The sequence below is a fragment of the Bacillus sp. FSL R9-9497 genome (genome assembly GCF_038005805.1).
Classification (GTDB): domain Bacteria; phylum Bacillota; class Bacilli; order Bacillales; family Bacillaceae_G; genus Bacillus_A; species Bacillus_A cereus.
Genome location: NZ_JBBOTY010000001.1, coordinates 650115 through 674747, shown reverse-complemented (window position 1 = coordinate 674747; position 24633 = coordinate 650115). Strand labels below are relative to the sequence as shown.

Here is a 24633-nt window from a genome sequence, read left to right as displayed (position 1 = left end):
AGTAATTCTATCTTTCCTACTATTATCGTAAAAGAGGTGTTTATATGTTTATAGTTACTAAACTCATTCACATTAAGTACGAATATGAAAATGAGCTACTTTATGGGCTTAAACAATATTATCCTTTCCCCGGAACGAACGGTTGTATTAACATAGAGTTTTCACCTGTTCATCGTACAAATGATAAGGCAGAGTATATGATTCGTATGTTATGGAAAACACAACAAGATTACCATACATGGCTTTCTCAAAAAGAAGGCAATGAAACTTTGAAGCACAAAATACAAGGCTATATCCTTTCTTCCAAATCAAATGCTACCTATGTGCATTAATCCTTCTCTTTTTATTCCTTACGAGGGCCAAAATGATAAAGTTAAATTAATCAGCCCTCATCAATTGGGCTGTTCACAAATAACGAGATAAGGACCCTCTTACTTTTCATACTGTAAGAGGGCTTCTCTTATGCATACACTTTCTTCTCTTGACAATACAAACGAATAACATGTTTATTTTGTTGAAATACATCATGCGTCAGCCGAATAATAATAAAGTTTCGTTTTGTTTGATCATCATGAACAAAAATCTGTTCTCCCTCCTGAAAACGCCATGCACTTTCAAAAGTCGTAATATGATCCCCACTTACAGAAAAAAGTTCATATCGCATCTCTTGTACCCTCTCTCAACTTATATAATCACAATATCCTTATATTAAATTTATTATAACTTAATCCCTATCAAATTAGTAATTTTTTCTATTTCGAAAGGTTTTAACTTTGTATTTAAATATTTTTAGCGCTATAATGATAAACGAATTTTTATTGAAAGGAGTTTTACTTTGACTGCATATTTATTTCCAGTGAAAACAGCATTTATTTTATTTCCTTTTTTAGCAATGTTTCTTTTAATCCCTTTTTTAATATTTAATTATCGAAAATACGGTTATTTAAATAAATGGCGCTCATTTATTTTATACTCATTATTACTTTACTTATTAAATGCCTATTTTCTTGTTATTTTGCCGTTGCCACAAACGTTTGATACTTGTAGCCTACAACCGGCTAATACACAACACATGCAACTCGCACCATTTTATTTCATACAAGAGATTAGTAGTCATACATCGGCAGTTTTAACGAAACCAGCTACTTATTTCTACTTATTAAAAGAGTCTGCGTTTTTACAAGTTGCCTTTAACGTTCTATTAACTGTTCCATTCGGTATTTACTTACGTTATTATTTCCGACGTAGTTTCTTACAAACAATTTGCATTTCCTTTTTCCTTTCACTATTTTTCGAGCTAACACAAGTGACTGGATTATACGGTATATACAATTGTGCATACCGATTATTTGATATCGATGATTTGTTTTTAAATACATTAGGTGGCGTAATTGGTTTTATCATTGCACCAATATTTACGTACTTCCTTCCGAAGACAAACGAGTTAGATAGTCATATTGATTTGGAAACGAAACCAGTCGGATTCATTCGTCGCCTTATCGCGATGCAAATTGATTGGATTTTCTTATCTATCGTTGTACCTGTCGTTAAAAACAAAGGAAATTCTTTCTTCGTTTCTAATATGCAATCTTACACCAATATGTATGAACTCATTTTCATTACGTGTTCAATCCTTATTTACTTTATTATTATTCCATACTTTACTAACGGAAAAACAATTGGGAAAGCATTGCTTCGCATTCACGTGAAAGGAAAATCAAATCGTATTACATTAAAAGAACTATTTATTCGCTACGGTATATTTTATTTTGCGTTAGGTGGAATCAATTATATTCTTTCTAGTAGCTCTATTTTAAATCACACAGAGCCTTTAGTATTACTCGTTACATTATTATTCCTATTCATCATTAACGGCCTATTTATTATTCATGTTTTACTACATGTATTTAGCCGTGATAAACTACTATTTTATGAACATATTAGTCATACAAGAAATGCAATTACACTAAAAAAAAGCTGACAAATAATTATTTGTCAGCTTTTTCATATACATAATGTGAAACTTTAATTAGCCCTCACCTAACTTCTTTGCTTCCACTGAATTTTGACGTAGGGGTCTTACTGCCTGACAAATAGCGGGATAAATAACTTCTCCGCATAAGGATTAAAAAACATTCCAAGTTCATCTAGAGATTTCCTCACCTGTAAAAACGAATGAAACTCTGGATATATATATTGTAATTGCTCATACGATAATGTATGCATTTTCCCCCAATGTGGACGCCCTTCATACTTCAGAAAAATCTTTTCCACTTCGCCAAAGTAAGCAGCATATTTCATACCTTTATACATATGAACAGCGATATATGCTGAATCTCTTCCATAGGCCGGACTAAGCCATATATCATCCCCTTTTACATAGCGGCATTCGATTGGGAAGTGCACCTTATACTTTTTCTTTTCAATAAGATTTGAGATTTCTTCTACAACCGTCCTCATATACTTTGAAGGAATGCTATACTCCATTTCATAAAATGGCACCGTACGTGATGTAGCAAATACTTCATAGCTCGGGCCAATTATTTTTGTGTTTGGTACAGCTTTAGCTGATAATCGACTCACTCCTTTACTTATAGAAGGAAACCATTTACATCCTTTAGATAGTAAAGAGAACATCCTATTTTCAAGTAACTCCACCTTTAGTTTATGCCATTTCAAATCACTGCCTTTATTCGTTGTTTCGTTCGTAAGTTTCACTTGTACTTCATCAGAATAAGGAAAAACGAAAAATTCAAAATGACGATGCTTCTTATATTCTTCTAGTTTGTTCATTACAGTGGATAATGACTGTTTTTCACTTTCATAAACGAGTGAATACGCTGGAATAACCTTCAATTTTACCTTTACAATGATACCTAACATTCCAAGTGACAACTGAAACGCTCTCCAATATTCTACGTTCTCAGCTTCCGAACAAACTATACTCTCACCATTAGATAGAACTGCCGTAATCTCTATAACTTGTGTTGATAAACTCCCAAAGGTAATACCCGTTCCATGAGTCCCCGTACTAATCGCTCCTGCAATAGATTGCGAATCAATATCCCCTAAATTTTCTTGCGCATAACCTTTTTCCTCAAGTAACTTCCCTAAATCATATAACTTTGTTCCTGCCCATACTTCAGCAACCATCTTCTCTGCATCAATATTCACAATACCCTTCAATTCATCTAAAGAAACTAAAACTTCTTCCGTTTGCACAAGGGGGGTAAACGAGTGTCCTGAACCGACAACACGAATTTTCTTTCCCTTTTTTCGCGCAAGCCCCACAACTTCTACTACATCTTGTATACTTTCTGGATACATCGTATAATGCGGCGTTCCTTCTACATTCCCTGTCCAATTTCTCCACTTTTGTCCCTTTATAGAAAGCATTGGCCATCCCCCCGATATGTTGAATACTCCCCGACAATCTCTCCTTTTTTAACACGATACAAAAAAGGAAAGCGTTCACATAATTCACCAGCCTTACTATGACGAAACAAAATGGTCTCTCCTATATCCACTCGTTCCTTACCGTTATAAAAAATTGGCGTTTGTACCTCGCCAGCACCTTCTAAATCTAATAATTTTGCACCCTTCGGTCTCCAAACTTCAGGCTCTTTATCTTTTCCAACTGCTCCTGAAGCAATATATCCACCACCTAGGCAAGTGTAAATAAACGGGACTGGTTTACGCACAACTGGTAAGGCAAATCCGACCGCTGGATGAAATTTCACCTCTTTATAATAATCAAACAGCTTCGGAGAATAAAAAGCAGAACCTATTGTAATCTCTGAAACTGAATTATCTTTCTCGGTTGTTTTTATGCTTCCTGTTCCGCCTCCATTTACAAACCTTAGCTCAATACCAATGTTTTGTATTGCTTTTACAATATGTTCTCTTCTTTCTTTAACTTCTAGCACTGATTTCTGCTTTAAATACGAAATCACTTTACTTTTCAACCATTGATTCGGTATATAATCGCCCACCCCGGCAATTTGAGCTTCATATCCCATTACACCATCTAACATTAAATATGATGACCTTCTCACCTTTTCTACTACTTTCAACGCATCCTGCACATTTTTTACTGGGGACCTTTGTACACCAAAATGAAATTGAAAGAAGCGACTACTCATATCAATATCCAAACAAACACGAAAACATCCTTTAGATTGCTCAGCAATGTTTTCTAAATACACAATATGCTCTTCACAATCCACCATACAAGTTATAATGAAACCTTTCTTTGTTAACAAACTAATTTCATACAGAGCTCTTTCATCGTAAGCAGGATATCCAAGCAATAAATCATTAAATCCTTGTTCTATTAAAAATAAAATCTCTCTAGGTGAAAAGCACATAATACCTTGAAATCGATTATTTGCAGCTAGTATCTTTTGCATAATCGGAACAGAGCGTAACGATTTACTCGCTATACGAATCTTTTTATTTCCACTTAACTCTATAATCGATTGAATATTTCTATCTAAAGCCACTTCATCCAAAAATGCACACGGTAATGGAACTTCTTTAAAAATTCCTCGATCCACATTTTTCTCTCCTCTTCTCAATATGTCTTATACATATTGGAAAGAAAGTGTGATTTTCCTGTTTGCAAATAAAAAAAGTTTCTTCTTTACGAAGAAACTTTTTGAAACTACTTCATAGAAATAGTCGCCTCTACTGGATAATGATCAGAGTAATCATTATACGTATATTTTTGGAACCATGATGTAACAGTCCATTGTGGAGATTGTGGCTGTAACACCTTATTCTCTATATACGATGGGTTCGCATGGTCTTTACTTGCAATAATATAATCTAAATACTCAGCAGGACTATCAGGGAAATTATATTTTGCAATACTGTTTGTCGTTGCGTCCCAAGTCGCTGTATGTCCAGTATAAGATGGTACAGAAGCGTTCAATGTTTTAAACATAGATGCATACTCTGAGTCATTCTTGTTCTCTGCATTTATTTTATTTACGTTCATATCACCACCAATTAACACATACTCATTATTTGGTATATTTTTATTTTTAATAAAGTCTTGAATTTCTTTTAATTGGTCTGTACGTACAGATGCAGGTGAAGTTTTTCCGCACATACTATCTTCCGCTTGCAAATGCGTACCAATTACATGAACAAAGCGATCATTTTTCTTAATTTTCGTGTATACAAATCCTTTATTCGATAAATTATCTGGCCCGCATCCTTTTGCAAATACATATTGAATCTTTTCAGCGATTGGCCATTTGCTCACAATCGCAACGCCACCATCTTCAGGAGTTGAAGATGAATAGTTTCCTAACGTTTTATCCCATTCACTTCCACTACTACGACCTAATACTGCTGTTTGATTTGGATATTCTTTCTTCAAATTCCCTAATAAACGATCTGATGCGCTATTATCAAACACTTCATTTAATATAACTACGTCTTGATTCTTTATATAATCTGCCGCCCCGATTAAATCAGCACGCTCAGTTTGTCCCCAGTTCGGATATAAGTTTGTTGATAGCATATATACATTATGCGTCATCACTTTTAATGTATCGTTTTGATTTGTAGACGCTTCTGCTTGAGCTGACGTTCCGCTATATAAAGCTCCTAGACCAACACCTAAGCTAAGTACACCTTTTAGCAATTTACCTTTCACGTTTCATACCTCCATGTATTGTATAGTGATAAAAAGGCCAAATACTCTATTCTGAGATTTGACCTTTTTTAAATACTTAACGATTTCCGTACGTATCAAACCAAAGCTGAATATATCCAGCAGTAACACGTTGTGCATCCATTAAACGCTTACCTGTCATTGGTGTAACTTCAGCGCGCCATTTATCTGCATATTCTTGTGATACAGCAGCTCTCACGAACCAATCTTTCGTATTATCATTTACAATGCCAGCGTAATCTTGTTTCGCAACTACTGCCGCTCCATGAATCCAATCTTCTGGATTCGTACCTTTCCAGTTCCAATATCCATTTCCATCCGTTACTTTATAGTTATCTTTTATCGTATCTACAAAGTTTTCATATTTAGAATGGAACCCTTGTGGATACGAAAGGTTCGTAAAGTTTGCTGCATGCATCGGTTGGTTTACATCCCCTAGATAATGAAGAGATAATCCTAAATAGAAGAATGCTTGTTTCATATCTTTATTTTTGTAAGACTCACCAGCTAATTTAAAATACTTAGCTCCAGTTTCCTTTGCCTGCTTTGCATACGGAATATAAGTTTTCCCATTGTCAGGGTCATAGAAATGTGAAGCAAATGTGCTATTATCATAATAAGGATTTTCATAGTCAGCAGCATAAATACCGTTCTCTAACTCCGTACGCCATTCATTTAATAGTGCAACTCGATCTTGTTTTACAAGTGTTGTATTACGAGACATAATATCAATTGCACGGTTTACAATCCATAAATGAGAATTCACGCCTTCTTTATGTTTATCTTCAGCAGACCAGCGCGGAATAACTCCAAATCTCTGTCCCCCATCATTTTCATGAGCAAATGCAACACTTTGTAATGGAGCAACTAATGTAATAGCTGCCGCTAAAGCAAGTACTTTCTTTTTCATATAAAATCCTCCATTTTATAATTGAATTATTGTAAACATTTTGTTAGGATCCTATGATGTCGTCCGGTTAACCTATGACTAGAATATCCCACCTTTCACGAAATTTCTATCAATAAATTAAAATATGCAAATGTTCATATCATTATAACTTTATACACAGTGAATATAATGAATGAATACACTTTCATTTTAATAAACTATTATTAAGGCTTGTCTAAACTAATGTAAAAAAAGAGTAAAGCATCTGAATGCTTTACTCTTTTTTTCTATTCGATAATATACTTGGCAATTGTACATTAACTGCTAACTTATGAATAAATCCAAACACTAATCCAATCCCAATAAATATGTATAAGATTGTAAATATCTTTCCGAAATCAGTTTGCGGACTAAAATTCCCATCACCGACAGTCGTCAACGTGACCACACTAAAATATAAAGCGTCAATAGGACGTAATTCTTCAACTGTACTATAAAAAATCGTACCCGATATTAAAGTCAAAATTGTTAATACGAATAATACTTGAAATTCTTTATCTTTCCACGCTCGTAAACAGGCTCTTAACATTCGCTTTAAAGTTAACAAAAATGAAAGCATTAGATTCTCCCTTCCAAACAAAAATACATTTAGTCAAAGGAAAGTCTATCACCTTTCAGTATAGAAAAAAAGTAGCCCTCTTCTATTTCTAGAAAAGGGCTACTCTATTCGATTCTATCTTATTTAGGTGAAACAAGAATTTTCACTTGTGTTTTATCTTTTACAAGTGCTTCAAATCCTTCTTCAACAACTTGATCGACTGTAATTTTTTTCGTAATTAATTTCTCTGCTTGAATTTGACCAGAGCTAATTAATTTAATAACAGCTGGGAAGATGTGACGGTATCCTAAAATACCAATAACTTCTTTTTCTTTTAATACTAAGTTATTTGGAGTAATTGTTGCGTCTTTTTCCCATACACTAACAATTACAGTTTGTCCTTCGAAGCTTGTACTTTCAATCGCTTGACGTAGTACAACTTCAACACCTGTTACTTCAAAGCTAACATTTACACCTAAACCATTTGTTAAGTTACGAATTTCAGCTAACACATCTTGAGTTGCTGGATTTAATACATAATCCGCACCTGCTAATTTCGCTAACTCTTGACGTTCTTTAGAAAGTTCAACTGCAATAACAGGAGTTGCTCCTGCTGCTTTAGCTGCTTGGATAACAAGAAGTCCAATTGGACCGCAACCAAATACTGCTACAGCTTCCCCTTCTTTTAATTTACTTTGACGTACTGCATGAACTGCTACTGCTGCTGGTTCTACAAGCGCACCTTGTTCATACGTCATTTCATCTGGAATGTGATGAACCATATCTTCTGGTACTACTGTATATTCAGAGAAACCGCCGCCTTCTCCGCCAAGACCGTGGAAAACAAGTTGTTCACAAACATTGTAATGTCCATGTTTACAAGCTTCACATTTACCACAAGAATAAATTGGTTCTACAACAACGCGGTCTCCCACTTTATGAGATGTAACTCCTTCACCAATCTCTATTATCTCACCACTAAACTCATGACCTAAAATAACAGGTGCTTTCACATGTGTTAATGGATGTTCTTCTGTTGGAATAAAAATAGGCCCTGCTAAATATTCATGCAAGTCTGTCCCACAAATACCACACCATTTAACTTTGATTTTCACTGTTCCTGGTTTTACTGTTGGTTCTGGTACTTCTTCTACTCGTACATCACGTTGATTATGCCAAAGTAGTGCTTTCATTTTATACATCCCTCTCTATGTATATACTTAACCTGGTGAAGTTTACAATTCTATTATAATACTTCTATCCATATATTTCAAAAAAACAATCGCATCTCTACTAATTTTTTACAAATAACGTTCAATATTTTGTCACTTTGTACTTTTTTCCACATCTGTTAATTCAATTTCATTGCAGGTGAAATTAGCATTGTGCCATAATAGCATAGGAGAGGTGAATATCGCTTGAAATATTTTATTTACTTTATCGTTATCGTGGCATTTTTAGATACATTTTCACAATTACCTATTATGAGTACTTTCGCTCAAAGCCTTGGAGGAACCCCTCTTATTATCGGGCTAGTTGTCGGTATGTACTCATTCGCTAATATGATCGGTAATATTATTGCTGGAGCAGCTGTCGATAAATTTGGTGCAAAAAAAATCCTTTATATAAGCATGGGAATTACGAGTTTCATAGTCTTGTTATACACCGTTGTTCAAAGTGGTGAACAACTATTAGTTGTTCGCTTTATGCATGGATTTAGTGATGGCTTTTTAATTCCTGCTGCCTTTACATTTTTATCAAAACAAACAAATGCAAAAAGACAAGGAAAAGCAATGGCTCTATCTGGTGCTGCTGTTGGAACAGCCGCAATCGTAGGACCGGCTTTCAGCGGTATTATGAAAGCAACAGCTGGCGTAGAATGGGTCTTCATTACTATTTCTATTTTAATGGCTCTTGGTACGATCGTATCTCTATTCTTCTTACCAAATAACGTATCAAGAAAAGATACATCAAGAACGCAAATGATGAACAAAGAAGATATGGTTGAACTTTTAAAATCAGAACCGTTATTACAAGCATATATTGGTGCTTTCACATTAATGTTTTCACAAGGAATTGTCACTTATATGTTACCAGTAAAAGTTGAGGCATTAGCGCTTAAAGCATCCACAACAGGCATGATGTTAAGTGTATTTGGTATAACTGCTATCCTCTTCTTCTTGCTTCCAACAAATCGTATTTACGATCGATTTAATCGTTCGAAACTAATGCTAATCGGAATTGCAGTTATGGCATTCGCATTATCTTTACTCGGATTATTTGCTACAAAAGGTATGCTCTTTATCGTAATGATGATTTATGGAATTGGATTCGCAATCCTCTTCCCCTCTATTAACGCTTTACTCGTTGAAAATACTACAGACGATAATCGCGGAAAGGCATTCGGATTATTTTATGCCTTCTTCTCATTAGGAGTTGTTGCTGGCTCCTTTACAGTCGGCGCAATCGGAGCATCACCTAGCATCAGCTTCATTATCGGGACAGCATTTTTATTAACATTTGCTGGGATGATTTATGTAAGAAGCAAAGTAAAAAAGACAATGATGGGATAATCCATCGTTGTCTTTTTTAAAATGCATATTGATATAATCCGTAATATAATGGAAGCGTTGGAATAATTCCAATTACTTTAAATATAAAAGGTAACGGCTCATCTCGCTCCTCATATAAACGAAAAACAAAAACTGCAGTTAAAGTCCAAATGATGCTAAACAAGAAAATACATTTCCAAACAATTGAGGTTAATATTTGTATATCAAATACAAAACCAAAGAGCCCTATCCACGTAATAATAGAAACTACAAAGTCAAACTTTTGAATTGGTGTTTGAAACATGCCCCTTACTAACGAAATAATAGCTAATATTGCTACAATAACTAAATATATTTTCCAAAGCATTATGATAATCTCCTATTCAATTCAACTTTTAACTTTCAATAAGCCGTATTTAATAAACAATATAGCATTATATTTTTCATAGAAATAATACAATGGATAACAAAATAAGAAGAAAATAAGTACAGTTGGTACATCATCTATAATAGAAAAATATTTTACTAGTAATTCCTTAATACTCTCTCCAATTATAATAAACAGTGGAATGATACAAATTGCTGCTAATATTAAGCACGGTGTGATTCTCATTTCTTTTAACTTCACCTTGCAGTGTGGACATCTGAATGAAAAAGGATGCGGGAGATCAATAATATGTTGCGCAGTAATCTCTCCTTCACACTGTGGACATTCAATTATTTCTTTCATTTAACTCAACTCCTTTCTATCTACAAAAAGAGCACTATCCAATAGCGCTCTTTTACTGCCGAATATATTACTTTTGTGTGTAACCAAGTAACAATGTAAATAAATTAAACTGTAAAGGCAATACTACATTTCTTCTTTTACAAAAAAGGTGTATAAATACCGACGATACTTCGACAATTTCCTCGGAAATATTTCCTTTCCCCACATAATTTGATACACTACATATGAACAGAGACTTGTATTACATAAGCTAAAATAATAACTTACTGTACAAATTAAAAAGCACACTCTTCATATGAAGAATGTGCTTTTATGTTATTAGCGTTTAATCCAAACAGCGCCTGCCGATTTATCTTCTGCCTGTCCAACAACTTGGAATTTAAGTCCAAGGTTTGGAACTTTTCTTCCTGCGTCTGCAATTTGCTTGTTACTATATACTTTTGAATCATCAAAAGTTGTAACACCTTGTAATCCAGAATAGTTAAACTGACCACGTGTTAATGAATTTACACTCCATGCTGGTGTTTTATCAAATGAAAATGCAGCATCTGCAATTTGCATGCCCGTATTACCGTATGCTGGTTTCCCGTTTAAATTACCAACTAGCGCTTCTGGATGAGAGTCAACAACACCAAGGAATCCTTCACCTGGATGCATCCCAACCCAGTTATCTTTAAAGCTATCATCTGCATACCAAACGACAAGACCTGTATTGTACACTGGACCTTTTCCTGCTTTTAATCCATTATCTGATCCCGCATAGTTTCTCCATTCTAAGTAGTAGTAATGAGCTTTCTTCTCTGTCCCATCAGAAACAACAAAACCATTTAAATTCATTTTAGACTGTCCTTCTGCATCATCAGAAAATACAACTTGTCCATCAACAGTTACATTTACATTATCCATCGCAAAACCTTTATATGTTACAGCCGGATCTGTAATATAGTCGAATTGTAGTTTCACTTTTTTGCCTTTAAATTGACTTAAATCATATGATTTATCAATCCATTTCCCATCTGTTGTATCTTTATCTCCTTGGACTACTTTTTCTCCAAGTCTATCAATTAACGTCTTCATTCCATCTTCTGTTACTGCATGTACTTCGACGAAATCGCACTCTGCTTCTAACTCATAATTTGCTTTATAATCGAATTTTGCATTTGTTCCCTTTGTTAAATTAAAGAATGGTGTCTCTAACGTTGTATGTATATCATCGCCTCTTGTACTATAATATGCATGCTTTCCAAACTCCGGTTTAATCGTTTCAACACTTTTACCTGGTAAGTTAACACGTACAACGCCTGGACGGTTTGATTTCGTAACACTTTGATCAATATAGGTAGGAACTCCCACACCACTCTTAATTTTATCGTAATCTACTTCTAATATTTTTGCCCAGTTGCCACCCATATTCTTTTGTAAAAAGTCTTTATTTTGTGGTGAAAAACTAGTCGGCTCTGTTCCTGCGATTTTCCCTGTCCAACTACCTCCACTCATTAATGACCAAGCTTCGACTGGTGAACCATTTCCAGTATATTTCGTGTCATATTCATCTGGTAATCCAAGATCATGTCCAAATTCATGTGCAAACACACCTACAGCTCCATCTTCCGGTTCAATTGTGTAATCATGTGCTGCGACTTTACCACCAAAGTAATCTACCTTTGATTTCGTACCTTCAATCGCTACTGGATCTACTGCTAATTTTGAACGATGTGACCAGATCGCATCATCACCTAATTTACCGCCACCAGCTTCTTGACCAACACCAGCATGGATTACCATTAAATGATCAATTACACCGTCAGGTTCATTTTGATTCCCGTCCCCGTTTGTATCATATCTATCAAATTGATCAAACTGGGATAAATCTAGTCCTTTCTCAGCAGCTGCATGCAAAGCTTCTTTCACTAAATCACGTGCACCTTTCGGACCTTTATTATCGTGACCACTGCTACCATCAGCTCCATAATCAGATGCTTTTCCTGGAACAGTTAGCCACTCCGTTACATATCCATCTGTCGTATAACTACCACCAGACTGCTCTTCATAGTATTGTTTAAACGTTTTTACTTTTGAACCATCAAATAAAGTATAAGGCTCATTACCGAACAACATCTTTTGATAATGTTCTCTACTAAAGTCTTTCGAATACATATAACCTGGTGTTTGATCAATATTATTATGTTTATAATCACTAAATTCAACGAGTAGCACTAATACTTTATCCGATCGAACAGATCCATTATATGGAGCTTGCTTTGCTTTTGAAGTTGGAACTTGCTCATTCAATTGCTTTTTATTTGGTTCTGGCTTTTGCTCAAGGCTAACATTTTTTTCAGCCTTTTTTACATTTTCCTTTTCTTCCATCTTTTTCTCTTTTACTTTTTTTGTGAAATCAGACGTTTCTTGTGAGTGAGCATCTGGAAGAATTTCTTTATTCGCCTGATCTCCTTGTTTCTTTTCAATATATTGCTCAACAGCTTTTTTCGTCTCTTCTTTAGAAGATGCTGGATTAATTGTTCCTCTTTCTTTCAGTGCTTCCGCTAAACGATCTTCTTGAATTAAATTGTAATCAATTGGTGTTGTAGATACATTATCTTTCTCTTTTGCTGCCGTTTCTGCATATGCTAACGGAGCACTCATTACAGATGTACATCCGATAATTGCCGCAATTGCTAATGATGACAACACTTTAAATGGTGCTTTTCTTCTCATTCCATTTCTCCCCTTTTATAAAACTTAAAATTCAGATAAATTGGTGCATTTTTGTCGAAATCTCTGTTTACTACCCTCCCTATATAAAAAGACATAATTCTATAAACATTAAGCTTTTTGTTATAGAATCATGCCCTCCAGTTTTCTGGTCAGACCCTCTATCTTTTTATCCCTTGGTTCAATTAATAATCAGTGTGGGGATGAACAAAGCCCCCACTGATTAAAGTTTCACTTTATGTCGAAATATGAAAAATAAAGAGTTATGTGATATATATTAAATATCTTATATAACAAATTTAAAAGACAATATGCAAAATTGCATGAAAATTCTTTTAAATAAAAAAAAGAATCCTAGTCAATTAAACTAGGATTCTTGCTTTTCTATTATTTCTCTTGTGTTTTTTCCCAATCAGCTAAAAATTTCTCAATTCCTTGATCTGTTAATGGGTGCTTCACTAATGAAGCAATTACGTTTGCTGGGATTGTTGCAATATGTGCACCGTTTAATGCTGCGTCAGTTACGTGAACACTGTGACGTACAGATGCTGCAATGATTTCTGTTTCGATGCCATGAATTGCAAAGATTTCTGCGATTTGACGAATTAAGTCCATACCGTTATGACCGATATCGTCTAAGCGACCTAAGAATGGTGAAACGTATGTTGCACCAGCACGAGCTGCAAGTAATGCTTGAACTGCTGAGAATACTAATGTAACGTTTGTACGAATTCCTAAATCAGAGAACGCTTTTACTGCTTTTAAACCTTCTGTTGTCATTGGAACTTTTACAACAACGTTTGGAGCAATCTTCGCTAGTTCTTTTCCTTCTTCAATCATCTTATCAGCTTCTAAGCTAATTACTTCTGCACTTACAGGTCCTTCTACAACGTTGCAAATTTCACGAATGCGTTCGTGGAAATCTACGCCTTCTTTTGCTACAAGTGATGGATTTGTCGTTACTCCAGCTAATACGCCTAATGCATTTGCCTCTTTAATTTCGTTAATGTTTGCTGTATCAATAAAGAATTTCATTTGTTATTCTTCCTTCCTAATTTTCATTTTATATTTATTTTTTTTTCTTAATAAGCTCTAATTCAATCGGAATAGATTTGTCCACTTTTTTACCTTGTGTTATCTCTTTTGCTGTTTGCATCGCCTTCTCTCCGATTAATTCTGGTTTTTGAGCGACTGTTGCAGCCATACGCCCATCGTTAACCGCTTTCACAGCATCTTCTGTTGCATCAAATCCAACAACTACTACATCTGTTTTTCCAGCAGACTTCAATGCTTCAAGTGCACCTAATGCCATCTCATCGTTATGAGCAAACACGGCTTTAATATCGCTATTTGCTTGCAAAATGTTTTCCATAACAGATAATCCTTTCGCTCTATCAAAATCAGCCGCTTGTTTTGCAACTACTTTTAAAGACTTATCGGCTACGTTATGGAATCCTTTCCCACGTTCACGAGCAGCGGAAGATCCAGGGATTCCTTCTAACTCAGCAACGTTTGCTCCTTCGCCAACTAATTCCCGAATGTAATCACTAGCCATTTGACCACCTTCGATATTGTTAGAAGCAATGTGAGAAACAACCTTACCTGAATTCGCAACGCGGTCTACTGTAATAACAGGAACATTTGCTGCATTTGCCGCACTTACTGCTGAAGCAACAGCATCTGAATCGGTCGGATTAATAACAACTACATCGACACCCTTTTGAATTAAATCTTCAACATCGTTCGTTTGCTTTGCTGCATCATTTTGTGCATCAACAGCAATTAATTCGATGCCACTATCTTTCGCTTTCTTTTCTGCACCCTTTTTCAAAGTTACAAAAAAGGGATTATTTAAAGTTGAAACAGAGAATCCAACTTTAATAGTTTTATTTCGACCTTTATCGCTAGAATCCTTTGCCCATTCTGGCGGTTCCATTGAACAACCAGCAGTAATGACCATAATACATGCAACGAGTATAAGTAACCATTTCTTCATGAACTGTCCCTCCATTACGCTTCTTTTCTGCGATCAATTAATACAGCTAGTAAGATTACAAGTCCTTTTACAACTTGTTGGAAGAAAGAAGATACACCCAATAAATTTAAACCGTTATTTAGTACACCGATAATAAGTACACCGATGAATGTACCAACAATCCATCCTCTTCCCCCAGAAAGACTTGTTCCACCTAATACAACTGCTGCAATTGCATCTAATTCATAAGAAGTACCTGCAGTCGGCTGTGCAGAATCTAATCGTGATGTTAAGACAATACCTGCAAGCGCTGCCAAAATTCCGGAAAGACCGTAAATCATTACTTTAATTCTCGTAACATTAATACCTGATAGTGCTGCTGCTTCTTCATTTCCACCAATTGCAAATGTACGGCGACCAAATGTCGTTTTCTTCAAAATGAAGTACAGTACTGCGAAAGCGATCATCATTGTAACAGCTGGTACCGGAATACCAAGAAAATAACCGCGGCCAAACATTTGGAACATTAAATGATCACCAAGACCAGTGATCGGACGTCCGTCCATATAAACAAGCGTCAACCCACGAAAAATAGTCATTGTTGCCAAAGTTGCAATAAATGGAGCTACTTTTCCTTTCGCAATGATGATACCGTTTACAATTCCCATTACAAGACCTGCTAATAATCCAACTGCCATTGCAAGGAACGGATCCATGCCACTTGCCATCATTCCAGCAACAAGTGCACTTGATAATGCTAAAATAGAACCTACCGATAAGTCAATACCCCCTGTTAAAATTACGAAGGTCATTCCGAATGCAATAAGCGCATTAATCGATACTTGACGCAGTATATTAAATAAATTTGGAATTTCAATGAACGCTGGATTTAAAGCTGTAATTACGACGATAATTAATACTAAACCGATTAAAGAACCGAGTTGTTGTAATACATTCCCCTTCTTAGCCATCCTTACTCTCCCCCTGTAGCTAGTGCCATAATAGACTCTTGTGATGCCTCATCTTTCTCTAAAATTCCGCCGACTTTTCCTTCATGAATAACAAGAACTCGATCACTCATCCCTAAAACTTCCGGAAGCTCAGATGATACCATAATAACGGCATCGCCTTGCTCTGTAAGCTTATTCATAATAGAGTAAATTTCTTTTTTCGCTCCAACATCAACACCTCTTGTTGGCTCATCTAAAATGAGTAATTGCGGATGAATGCCTAGCCATTTTGCGATTACAATCTTTTGCTGATTTCCACCAGAAAGAGATTTCACTGCCTGCTCTCCGCTAGATGCTTTCACATTAAGAAGCTTCATCATATCCTCTGTAAACTGTTGTTCTAGCTCATTGCTTAGAACACTTCCCTTTGAAAGACTTTCTAAATTCGGTAAAGCTAAATTTTCTCGAATTGAAAAATCTAACACTAATCCTTCAGACTTTCTATCTTCTGTAATAAAAGCAATTCTTTGTCTAATTGCATCTATTGGACTATCAATCTTTACCTCTTGTCCATTTATAAAAATTTGTCCAGAGTCTAAAGGTTCGTATCCAAATATCGCTTTCATAATATCTGTACGGCCAGCTCCCATCAAACCAGCTACACCAAGGATTTCACCTTTCCTCACTTGAAAAGAAACATTTTCAAATTTCCCTTTCTTCGTTCCGTTACGCATTTCAAAAATGACATCACCAATTTGACTATTTCGCTCTGGATAACGTTCACCAATGCTGCGCCCCACCATCATACTCACTACTTCATCAAATGATGTTTCTGGAATTAATCTCTTTCCGACGTATTCTCCATCACGCAAAATCGTAATAGCATCACATATTGAGAAAATCTCTTCCATACGATGCGAAATGTACACGAATGAAACACCTTCTTTACGTAACTTATTGATTACTGTAAAGAGCGTTTCGATTTCACGATCCGTCAGTGCCGCAGTAGGTTCATCCATAATAATAACGCTCGCGTTGGTCATTAATGCTTTCGCAATTTCGATAATTTGCTGTTGTCCAACCGATAATTCCTCTGCTAACATAGCGCCTCTTACATGCAACCCTAACTCCGCTAGTTGCTGCTGCGCAATGGCGTTCATTTGTCGAGTGCGTAAAATACCTGTTTTCCCATACATTAACTCTTTACCGAGAAACATATTTTCAGCTACTGTTAAATTCGGCAATATGTTTAGTTCTTGATGTATAAATGCGATGCCGTACTCTTCAGCTTCTTTCGCATTTTTAAAGGTGCGCTCTTGCCCATCAATCGTGATTGTCCCACCATCTTTTTTGTATACACCTGTTAAAATCTTCATGAGCGTTGATTTACCCGCTCCATTTTCCCCCATCAATGCATGGACTTCTCCTGTTTCAATCATAAACTGTGCATTCTTCAAAACAGGATTTCCATTGAACGCCTTTGAAATGTTTTTCATTTCAATATGCATTCCCATCACTTCCCTTTATTAAAAAATCACGCCTGCATGTAAAATTACATTTGCATAAGGCGTAGCCTCGCCTGTACGAATAATCGCCTTCGCTTTCTTTGTATGCTCTTTAAATTGCTCATGAGATACATACTCAAATGCTGGCTCTATTAATTTCTGCTCTATTTCTTTATTTACTTCCGCATTATTTATAATGACTTCTTCTGCTAACGTCACTTTTTCGATTGCCATATCATCAGCTACAACTTGTAACACCTCTAAAAAACTCGGTTTTCCAATCTCAACAGCTAAATCAATTCGTTTTACTCCATCCGGAATCGGTAACCCGCAATCAGCAATTACAACCGTATCTGTATGCCCAAGTGAAGCAAGGACTGCCGCGATTTCACTATTTAATACACCATGCTTTTTCACCCAACAATCACCTGCACTTCACGTACTCGCTCTCTCGTTGGCATACCGCCCTGTGCTCCAAGTTTCGTTACAGAAAGACCACCGGCAATATTCGCGAAACGAATTGCTTTTTGAAGTGTCTCTCCTTCAGAAAGTGCAACTGCTAACGCACCATTAAATGTATCACCAGCTCCAGTTGTATCCACTACATCAACAGCAATGCTAGGAACATGTACAATCTCCGTCCCATTATGGAAACGAACACCGTTAGAACCTTCTGTCATCAATAGTTTATTTGGATATTTAGCCAGTAAATCTTCAATTGGTGAGATGAAATCATCTAATACGATGCGGCACTCATGTTCATTTGGCGTAATATAAGTTGCCTTTTCTAAAATTTCTTCTGATAAAACTTGTGCTGGCGCTGGATTTAACATAACAGGAATATTATGTTTCTCACAAATAGTCAATACATATTTTACTGTTTCAAGTGGAATTTCTAGTTGAAGAACAACCATATCCGCTTTTACAAGAAGGTCTTTGGAGCGATCTACAACTGACTTATTTACAAGAGCATTTGCCCCTTGTACGACAACAATACTGTTATCTTCTTCTGCTAAAACGATATGAGCAATTCCTGTCGTTCTATCTGTAACCGGTACCACATAATCGATAAAAATGCGTTCGTTCTCTAAATTTTTTCTAACTACTGTTCCATAATCATCATTTCCTACCGCTCCAACCATTGCTACATTTGCTCCTAATCTAGCTGCAGCAACTGCTTGGTTTGCCCCTTTCCCTCCTGGGATTGTATGAAACGCTTCACCAATTACTGTTTCTCCTGCTTTCGGCCGTTTTTTTGAAACAGCCACTAAGTCCATTGAAATGCTCCCTACTACTGCAATATTTGGCATCTGTTTCATCTCCTTACTTCGTTGTATTTCGTTCTATAATTTCAATCGGCAAACGATAATGTTTCTCTTCTAATGTATTTCCTTCCATTTGCTCTAACAACAACTCTGTTGCAATTTTCCCCATTTCATATATTGGTTGTGCAACTGTCGTAATAGATGGATACATCATTTCCGTTAAAGAAATGCCATCAAATCCGATAATTTGTAAATCATCTGGAATGGCAATCCCCTTTTGAAGTGCAGCCTTTACAATACCGATCGCAATTAAATCATTCCCAGCAACAATACCATCAATATGCGGGTATTCTTCTAATAATTCCATCGCTACACGCTCACTATTTGCTGGATCAAACGTACTCTCTGCAATCATATACGAAAGATTATTTTGCGTAATAACGTCTACAAAACCCTCAAAGCGTTCATTTGCAGTACTCACATCACGTGGACCGCGAATATGTGCAATATATTTACATCCTTTATCTAGTAACAACTTTGTCGCAGCCTGACTTCCTGCATAGTTATCTGCATATACAGTAGGAATACGCTCATTAAACATACGGTCAATCGCAACAACCGGAACAGATAAATTCATGTAATTAACACTATTTTGTGGATTCGTTGCTACAATAAATCCATCTACATTATTTTGTCTAAGCACATCAATATATTGTTTCTCTTTTTCTAAACTTTCATCAGAGTTACAAAGGACAACTGTGTAACCTTGTTTATGTGCTACATCTTCTACGGCACGTGCAACTTCCGGAAAGAATGGATTCACGATATTTGGAACAACTAAGCCAATTAAACGAGACTTTTTATTATACAGTGAACGCGCTACTGTACTAGGCTTATAATCTAACATCTCAATTGCACGTTCTACCTTTTTTAATGTATCTTCGTGAACATATCCATTTTTATTTAGAACTCTGGAAACGGTCGCAACAGATACTCCCGCTAATTTCGCAACGTCTTTGATCGTACTCATTCTCTTTTCTCCTCATTTCATGTAACCGTTTACAGAAAATAATATAACGTATTTCTAAAAATACGTCAATCATTTCTCACTAAAAAGCTTTTGAGGTTATACTCAAAAAAGCACCGCCATAAGGCGATGCTTCTTCATTACGAGTATGATACAGTTTTTTCTTTTTCTTCTACAACAGGCTCTTTAGCATCTTTTTTACGATCTGATAATTTAATTTTTTGTAAGAAAATCGTAAAGATAGCACCTACTACGATAAATACTAATCCTGTTAAGAATACAGTATGAAGCGAGTCTACTAAAGAGTTTTTCAAAATAGGTACAATACTGTTAGCGAACGCTTCTGGCATTTGTTTTAATGCCTCTGGGCTAAATAGCATCGAATATAAACCTTGTGGATCTGTGTGAATCATATCTTTAAATTTCGTTACCATTTGTCCCGCTTCTTTCGGGAATGTATCTAATACAGGTACTAAATTCTTTGTTAATGTCGTACCTGAAGTGTTATTCATAATTGATCCTAAAATTGTAATACCAAATGTACCACCGATTTGTCGGAAGAACTGACTTGATGATGTTACAACACCAAGGTCTTTTTTCGGGAAGCTTTCTTGTAACGCTAATGTTAATGTCGGCATTACAAGACCCATTCCTAAACCGATAACCATCATATAAGAAGTAGCTGTAAGCTTCGTTGTGTGCATATCCATCGTTGTTAATAACCAGAAACCACCGGCCATAATAAGCATACCTGCGATAATTTGTGGTTTTACACCAACTTTTAATACAAGTTGCCCACCGATAATACTCATCACAATCATTGTAATCATCATTGGAGTCATAATTGTTCCTGATTCAGCAGCACTTACTCCTACAATACCTTGCATGAAGAATGGTACGAACATAATCGCGCCGAACATTCCAATACTCATAAAGAATCCAATCGCATTCAGTATTGTAAATGTGCGATTTTTAAAGAAATGCATTGGTAAAATTGGCTCTTCAGCTTTCGTTTCAACGATAACAAAGCTAACGATACCAATTACAGCTAGTGCAAATAAACCGATAATTTGCCAAGAATCCCATGCATAATCTTTTCCGCCAAACGTTAGCGCAAGTAATAAACTTACAACACCGAGAATCATCGTAAAGATTCCAGCGATATCAATTTTAATTGGTCCTGTTTGTTTATGCGATTTTAATCCCATTGCAATAAAGATTGTTGCTAAAATACCAACCGGTAAGTTAATGTAGAATACCCATCTCCAGTTCACTGCATCTACAATCCAACCACCAACTTGTGGTCCAATTACAGAAGCAAGGCCGTATAACGCACCAAAAATACCTTGCCATTTTGCACGTTCTTTCCCCGTGAACATATCTCCAATAATAATCATAGCCATTGGCATCATAATACCGCCACCAAGACCTTGAATACCACGGAAAATAATTAATTCTGTCATACCATTTGCCATACCACATAACGCCGAACCAATCATGAAAATAACTAGCCCTGTTATATATACGTTACGACGACCAAGTAAATCCGCTAATTTACCTGCAATTGGTACAACTGTCGTTGATGTTAACATATAAGCTGTTGTTAACCATGTCATTAAACTTAATCCACCTAGGTCACCGACGATACGTGGCATTGCTGTACCAACAATTGTTCCATCTAATGCAGCAAATAGCATCGCGATAATTAAACCGATTAACAACAACTTTCTATTTTGATTTTCTTGTTGCTCCATGTAATCTCCTCAATTCCTCTTAGTTATTCTCTTTTTTCTCTTGTGTCCCACAAATAATGGTTTCTAACTTCTCAAAGAGACGTAATAAATCTTCTCTTTCTTGCAACTCTAAATGTGAAAAGTATTTTGCAATATGCTCGTTACGAGCTGTCATTGCCTCTTCTACTCTAGCTTTCCCCTTTTTCGTTAACTCGATGATGACAACGCGACGGTCATCTTTGTCGTGATAGCGTTCTACAAGTTCTTGATCGATTAGACGATCAATCATCACTGTAATCGCGCTAGGCTTCACATACATCTTTTTCGCTAATGTTGTCGCTCTTGAAGCCCCATAATGATCTAAAATCTTTAAAATATAAAACTGCGGTGGTGTAAGTCCTGTCGCTTGCATTTGTTCTAATAACTCCGTCTGCATTTTCTTTCCAATCGAAAAGGCAAGAGCTTGAATTTTATCGATATGCGTCATATCATTTGGCATGTTATCCACCTCTTATTTAAACAATAAAATATTTAATGTATTTAAATATTAATCCCACGAACAAAATCCGTCAATACTTTTATTCATAAAAACGTTTACATTTTTGTCACAAAGTTGTATAATTTTCGACGAAGTTAATATTGACAGTCACGGAGAAACGGAGTACACGGCTATGAATCATAAAAAAGGAAACTTTTTTATATTTCATGGCCTTTTTATGTTCTCTGTCTTAAAACGCTTCGAATTAATTAGGGGAGGATTTTCATTTTATGTTTTTCACACAATTATTTAAACCTGCGCCCCACGCGGAACGCTTACCAGCTGATCGCGTTGATAGCGAATACCGTAAATTACGTTTACAAGTATTCTTAGGTATCTTCATCGGTTATGCAGGTTACTACTTTGTTCGAAAAAACTTTTCACTAGCAATGCCATACTTAATCGAGCAAGGCTTTAGTAAAGGGGAACTTGGGGTTATCCTTTCAGCAGTTTCTATCGCTTACGGATTAAGTAAATTTCTTATGGGTATCGTATCCGATCGTTGTAATCCTCGCTACTTTTTAGCAGCTGGGCTATTTTTATCAGGTATCATTAATATTATTTTCGGCTCATTTTCTTTCATTACAACGAGCATTATACTTATGTTTGTACTTCAGTTTTTAAATGGATGGGTACAAGGTATGGGATGGCCTCCTTGTGGTCGTACGATGGTTCACTGGTTCTCTATTAGCGAACGTGGTACAAAAATGTCTATTTGGAACGTCGCTCATAATGTTGGCGGAGCGCTTATGCCTTCACTTGTAACATTAGGCTTATACTTCTTCGCAGATGACTGGAAAAGTATTTTTTACTTCCCAGGTATTCTTTCAATTTTAGTTGGTATTTATGTATTAATTACGATGAAAGATACACCTCAATCTTGTGGACTACCTTCTATTGAAGAACATACTGGAGAATATCCACCAGATGAAAAAGTAAAAGATCGCGAACGCGAGCTTTCAGTAAAGGAAATTTTATTTAAATACGTATTAAACAATAAGTTTTTATGGTACATCGCTATTGCGAACGTTTTCGTATATTTCGTACGTTACGGCGTTGTAGACTGGGCTCCTACTTATTTAGTAGAAGAAAAAAGCTTTACTCATAGTAGCTCACGTACTGCTTACGCTCTATATGAATGGGCTGGTATTCCAGGTACACTTCTTTGCGGATGGATGAGTGATAAACTCTTTAAAGGACGTCGTGCACCTGCTGGTATTCTATTTATGGTTGGTGTATTTATCGCAGTTCTTGTTTACTGGTTAAACCCTCCTGGTAATCCAATGGTTGATAGTATCGCACTTGTCGCAATTGGATTTTTAATTTACGGACCGGTTATGTTAATTGGTCTACACGCTCTAGACTTAGCACCAAAGAAAGCTGCTGGAACTGCAGCAGGCTTAACTGGATTCTTCGGTTACTTAGGCGGAGCTGCTTTTGCTAGTGCAGCTATGGGCTTTATCGTAGATGCATTCGGATGGGATGGCGGATTCATCTTATTACTTGCATCTTGCGTACTTGCAATGTTCTTCCTTGCTCTTACTTTAAATACAGGGTCAGTAAAACAAAAGCAAGCTTAAATAATATATAACAAGCATAAAAATAGCTCTTAGCATTTACATACATGCTAAGAGCTATTTTTTATTTTCATTGCTGTTCCTACTAATGATAACAACCAATTCCTTCCCTACTATAAGATTAAAAGATTTGATGAAACACCTTTATTAAAACAGCTAACGTAACAGATGCAGCAAATCCCCCTAAACAAATAAGACTGACACCTTGGCTATATGACAAATTTTGAAATGATTTCATTGCTTCCATCCTCCCTATCTCCCCTTTGATACTTTTATTTTACCAATGGGAAAAATTTCATAACATCGATTTCTCTAACAACTAACTTACAAATTTGTAAGTTAACATCTTTTCAACTTATATATCTAGTATTTCCACAAATAAGAGTCATTTATACATAAAAAAAGACCTCAGTTATACTAAGGTCTTCGTTACATTCTATTTCATTTTACAATCATCACTGGACATTTCACACGCTTTGCTATTTTATGACTTACACTTCCCAGCACCATTTCTTGCAGTGTATTGAGCCCTCTACTTCCAGCAATGACAAGATCTATATCTCCTGTATTTACATATTGAACAATTGTATCTCCAGGATCACCATGTAATATCGTAATTGTATAAGAAATGTTCTCTTTCTTTAATAAACCTTCAATCTCTTTTAATTTATCTTTTCGACTAGCCGATATTGTTTCTAAATCTGTTTGACCTTGTATAATATCTGATTTTGCCGTTCTATTATCTACTACGTACACAACTTCAACATTTGTTTCTTCGCTACATTTCGCAATATATGTTGCATGCTCCGCTGCTCGAAGTGCATGTTCAGAACCGTCACATGCTAATATAATTTGTTTGTACATATGCTGAATCCCCTTTTCGTTATCCTATTCGT

Annotated in this window: 25 protein-coding genes; 4 read left to right on the top strand and 21 right to left on the bottom strand. The window is 35.9% G+C overall.

The genetic code is table 11. The annotated features are described in order from the left end of the window. Positions 1-44 precede the first annotated feature (44 nt). Positions 45-332, top strand: a complete 288-nt coding sequence (locus MKY21_RS03425) for a hypothetical protein (protein WP_000471237.1) — start codon at positions 45-47, stop codon at positions 330-332. Between the two features lie 128 nt (positions 333-460). Here MKY21_RS03425 and MKY21_RS03420 read toward each other — a convergent pair whose 3' ends face one another. Next, positions 461-664, bottom strand: coding sequence for a hypothetical protein (locus tag MKY21_RS03420; RefSeq protein ID WP_001268332.1), 204 nt, complete (start codon positions 662-664; stop codon positions 461-463). Between the two features lie 171 nt (positions 665-835). On the opposite strand from MKY21_RS03420, the gene MKY21_RS03415 reads away from it, so the two are divergent. Continuing rightward, the gene (locus MKY21_RS03415) at positions 836-1981 is read left to right on the top strand and encodes a VanZ family protein (protein ID WP_086391917.1); all 1146 of its coding nucleotides are present in this window, start codon (positions 836-838) and stop codon (positions 1979-1981) included. 98 nt (positions 1982-2079) lie between these two features. On the opposite strand, the gene MKY21_RS03410 is transcribed toward MKY21_RS03415, so the two are convergent. The 6 genes from MKY21_RS03410 to bdhA all read right to left on the bottom strand — a co-directional run bounded on the left by MKY21_RS03410 (position 2080) and on the right by bdhA (position 8363). Further along, positions 2080-3396: a D-arabinono-1,4-lactone oxidase gene (locus MKY21_RS03410; protein ID WP_000948953.1), complete on the bottom strand. Its 1317-nt coding sequence runs from the start codon at positions 3394-3396 to the stop codon at positions 2080-2082. Beyond that, entirely contained in the window at positions 3384-4556 is a 1173-nt protein-coding gene (locus MKY21_RS03405) for an amino acid deaminase/aldolase (RefSeq protein WP_086391916.1), read from the bottom strand. Before MKY21_RS03405 ends, MKY21_RS03410 begins: the two co-directional genes overlap by 13 nt. Positions 4557-4663: 107 nt before the next feature. Continuing rightward, on the bottom strand, positions 4664-5665 hold the full coding sequence (gene sph, locus MKY21_RS03400; RefSeq protein ID WP_000676797.1) for a sphingomyelinase C: 1002 nt from the start codon (positions 5663-5665) through the stop codon (positions 4664-4666). A 76-nt stretch (positions 5666-5741) separates the two neighbouring features. Continuing rightward, entirely contained in the window at positions 5742-6593 is an 852-nt protein-coding gene (cerA, locus tag MKY21_RS03395) for a phospholipase CerA (RefSeq protein WP_000730997.1), read from the bottom strand. A 253-nt stretch (positions 6594-6846) separates the two neighbouring features. After that, positions 6847-7191: a potassium channel family protein gene (locus MKY21_RS03390; protein ID WP_000948209.1), complete on the bottom strand. Its 345-nt coding sequence runs from the start codon at positions 7189-7191 to the stop codon at positions 6847-6849. Positions 7192-7310: 119 nt separating this feature from the next. Then, the gene (bdhA, locus tag MKY21_RS03385) at positions 7311-8363 is read right to left on the bottom strand and encodes a (R,R)-butanediol dehydrogenase (RefSeq protein WP_016117171.1); all 1053 of its coding nucleotides are present in this window, start codon (positions 8361-8363) and stop codon (positions 7311-7313) included. A 225-nt stretch (positions 8364-8588) separates the two neighbouring features. Here bdhA and MKY21_RS03380 point away from each other — a divergent pair, with 225 nt between their 5' ends. After that, on the top strand, positions 8589-9743 hold the full coding sequence (locus tag MKY21_RS03380) for an MFS transporter (protein ID WP_000873271.1): 1155 nt from the start codon (positions 8589-8591) through the stop codon (positions 9741-9743). 16 nt (positions 9744-9759) lie between these two features. Here MKY21_RS03380 and MKY21_RS03375 read toward each other — a convergent pair whose 3' ends face one another. The 12 genes from MKY21_RS03375 to MKY21_RS03320 all read right to left on the bottom strand — a co-directional run bounded on the left by MKY21_RS03375 (position 9760) and on the right by MKY21_RS03320 (position 22121). Then, positions 9760-10089, bottom strand: a complete 330-nt coding sequence (locus MKY21_RS03375; RefSeq protein ID WP_341075425.1) for a hypothetical protein — start codon at positions 10087-10089, stop codon at positions 9760-9762. A gap of 21 nt (positions 10090-10110) precedes the next feature. Beyond that, the gene (locus MKY21_RS03370; protein WP_000658666.1) at positions 10111-10452 is read right to left on the bottom strand and encodes a hypothetical protein; all 342 of its coding nucleotides are present in this window, start codon (positions 10450-10452) and stop codon (positions 10111-10113) included. Positions 10453-10770: 318 nt separating this feature from the next. Beyond that, positions 10771-13170, bottom strand: a complete 2400-nt coding sequence (inhA2, locus tag MKY21_RS03365; RefSeq protein ID WP_341075423.1) for a M6 family metalloprotease immune inhibitor InhA2 — start codon at positions 13168-13170, stop codon at positions 10771-10773. 384 nt (positions 13171-13554) lie between these two features. Further along, positions 13555-14202: a fructose-6-phosphate aldolase gene (gene fsa, locus MKY21_RS03360; RefSeq protein ID WP_000667661.1), complete on the bottom strand. Its 648-nt coding sequence runs from the start codon at positions 14200-14202 to the stop codon at positions 13555-13557. Between the two features lie 34 nt (positions 14203-14236). Continuing rightward, on the bottom strand, positions 14237-15163 hold the full coding sequence (gene rbsB, locus MKY21_RS03355; RefSeq protein ID WP_044797147.1) for a ribose ABC transporter substrate-binding protein RbsB: 927 nt from the start codon (positions 15161-15163) through the stop codon (positions 14237-14239). Positions 15164-15177: 14 nt separating this feature from the next. Continuing rightward, positions 15178-16113 (bottom strand): ABC transporter permease subunit, encoded by a 936-nt coding sequence (locus MKY21_RS03350; RefSeq protein WP_001074641.1) that lies wholly within the window; start codon positions 16111-16113, stop codon positions 15178-15180. Positions 16114-16115: 2 nt separating this feature from the next. Beyond that, positions 16116-17600: a ribose ABC transporter ATP-binding protein RbsA gene (gene rbsA / locus MKY21_RS03345; RefSeq protein WP_016117168.1), complete on the bottom strand. Its 1485-nt coding sequence runs from the start codon at positions 17598-17600 to the stop codon at positions 16116-16118. Between the two features lie 18 nt (positions 17601-17618). After that, complete coding sequence (gene rbsD / locus MKY21_RS03340; RefSeq protein ID WP_000716151.1) at positions 17619-18014, bottom strand: D-ribose pyranase; 396 nt, start codon at positions 18012-18014, stop codon at positions 17619-17621. Continuing rightward, entirely contained in the window at positions 18011-18907 is an 897-nt protein-coding gene (rbsK, locus tag MKY21_RS03335; RefSeq protein WP_341075422.1) for a ribokinase, read from the bottom strand. Before rbsK ends, rbsD begins: the two co-directional genes overlap by 4 nt. 13 nt (positions 18908-18920) lie before the next feature. Further along, positions 18921-19892: a ribose operon transcriptional repressor RbsR gene (gene rbsR / locus MKY21_RS03330; RefSeq protein WP_086391912.1), complete on the bottom strand. Its 972-nt coding sequence runs from the start codon at positions 19890-19892 to the stop codon at positions 18921-18923. Between the two features lie 137 nt (positions 19893-20029). Then, entirely contained in the window at positions 20030-21643 is a 1614-nt protein-coding gene (locus MKY21_RS03325) for an MDR family MFS transporter (protein WP_000437641.1), read from the bottom strand. 19 nt (positions 21644-21662) lie between these two features. Next, a complete protein-coding gene (locus MKY21_RS03320) occupies positions 21663-22121 on the bottom strand; it encodes a MarR family winged helix-turn-helix transcriptional regulator (protein WP_001132365.1) in 459 nt (152 codons plus the stop codon). 269 nt (positions 22122-22390) lie between these two features. Here MKY21_RS03320 and glpT point away from each other — a divergent pair, with 269 nt between their 5' ends. Continuing rightward, a complete protein-coding gene (gene glpT / locus MKY21_RS03315) occupies positions 22391-23740 on the top strand; it encodes a glycerol-3-phosphate transporter (protein WP_000466384.1) in 1350 nt (449 codons plus the stop codon). 118 nt (positions 23741-23858) lie between these two features. Here glpT and MKY21_RS03310 read toward each other — a convergent pair whose 3' ends face one another. After that, on the bottom strand, positions 23859-23975 hold the full coding sequence (locus tag MKY21_RS03310) for a DUF4027 family protein (RefSeq protein WP_000834733.1): 117 nt from the start codon (positions 23973-23975) through the stop codon (positions 23859-23861). 203 nt (positions 23976-24178) lie between these two features. Further along, positions 24179-24601, bottom strand: a complete 423-nt coding sequence (locus MKY21_RS03305; protein WP_000277999.1) for a universal stress protein — start codon at positions 24599-24601, stop codon at positions 24179-24181. Positions 24602-24633: the final 32 nt, after the last annotated feature.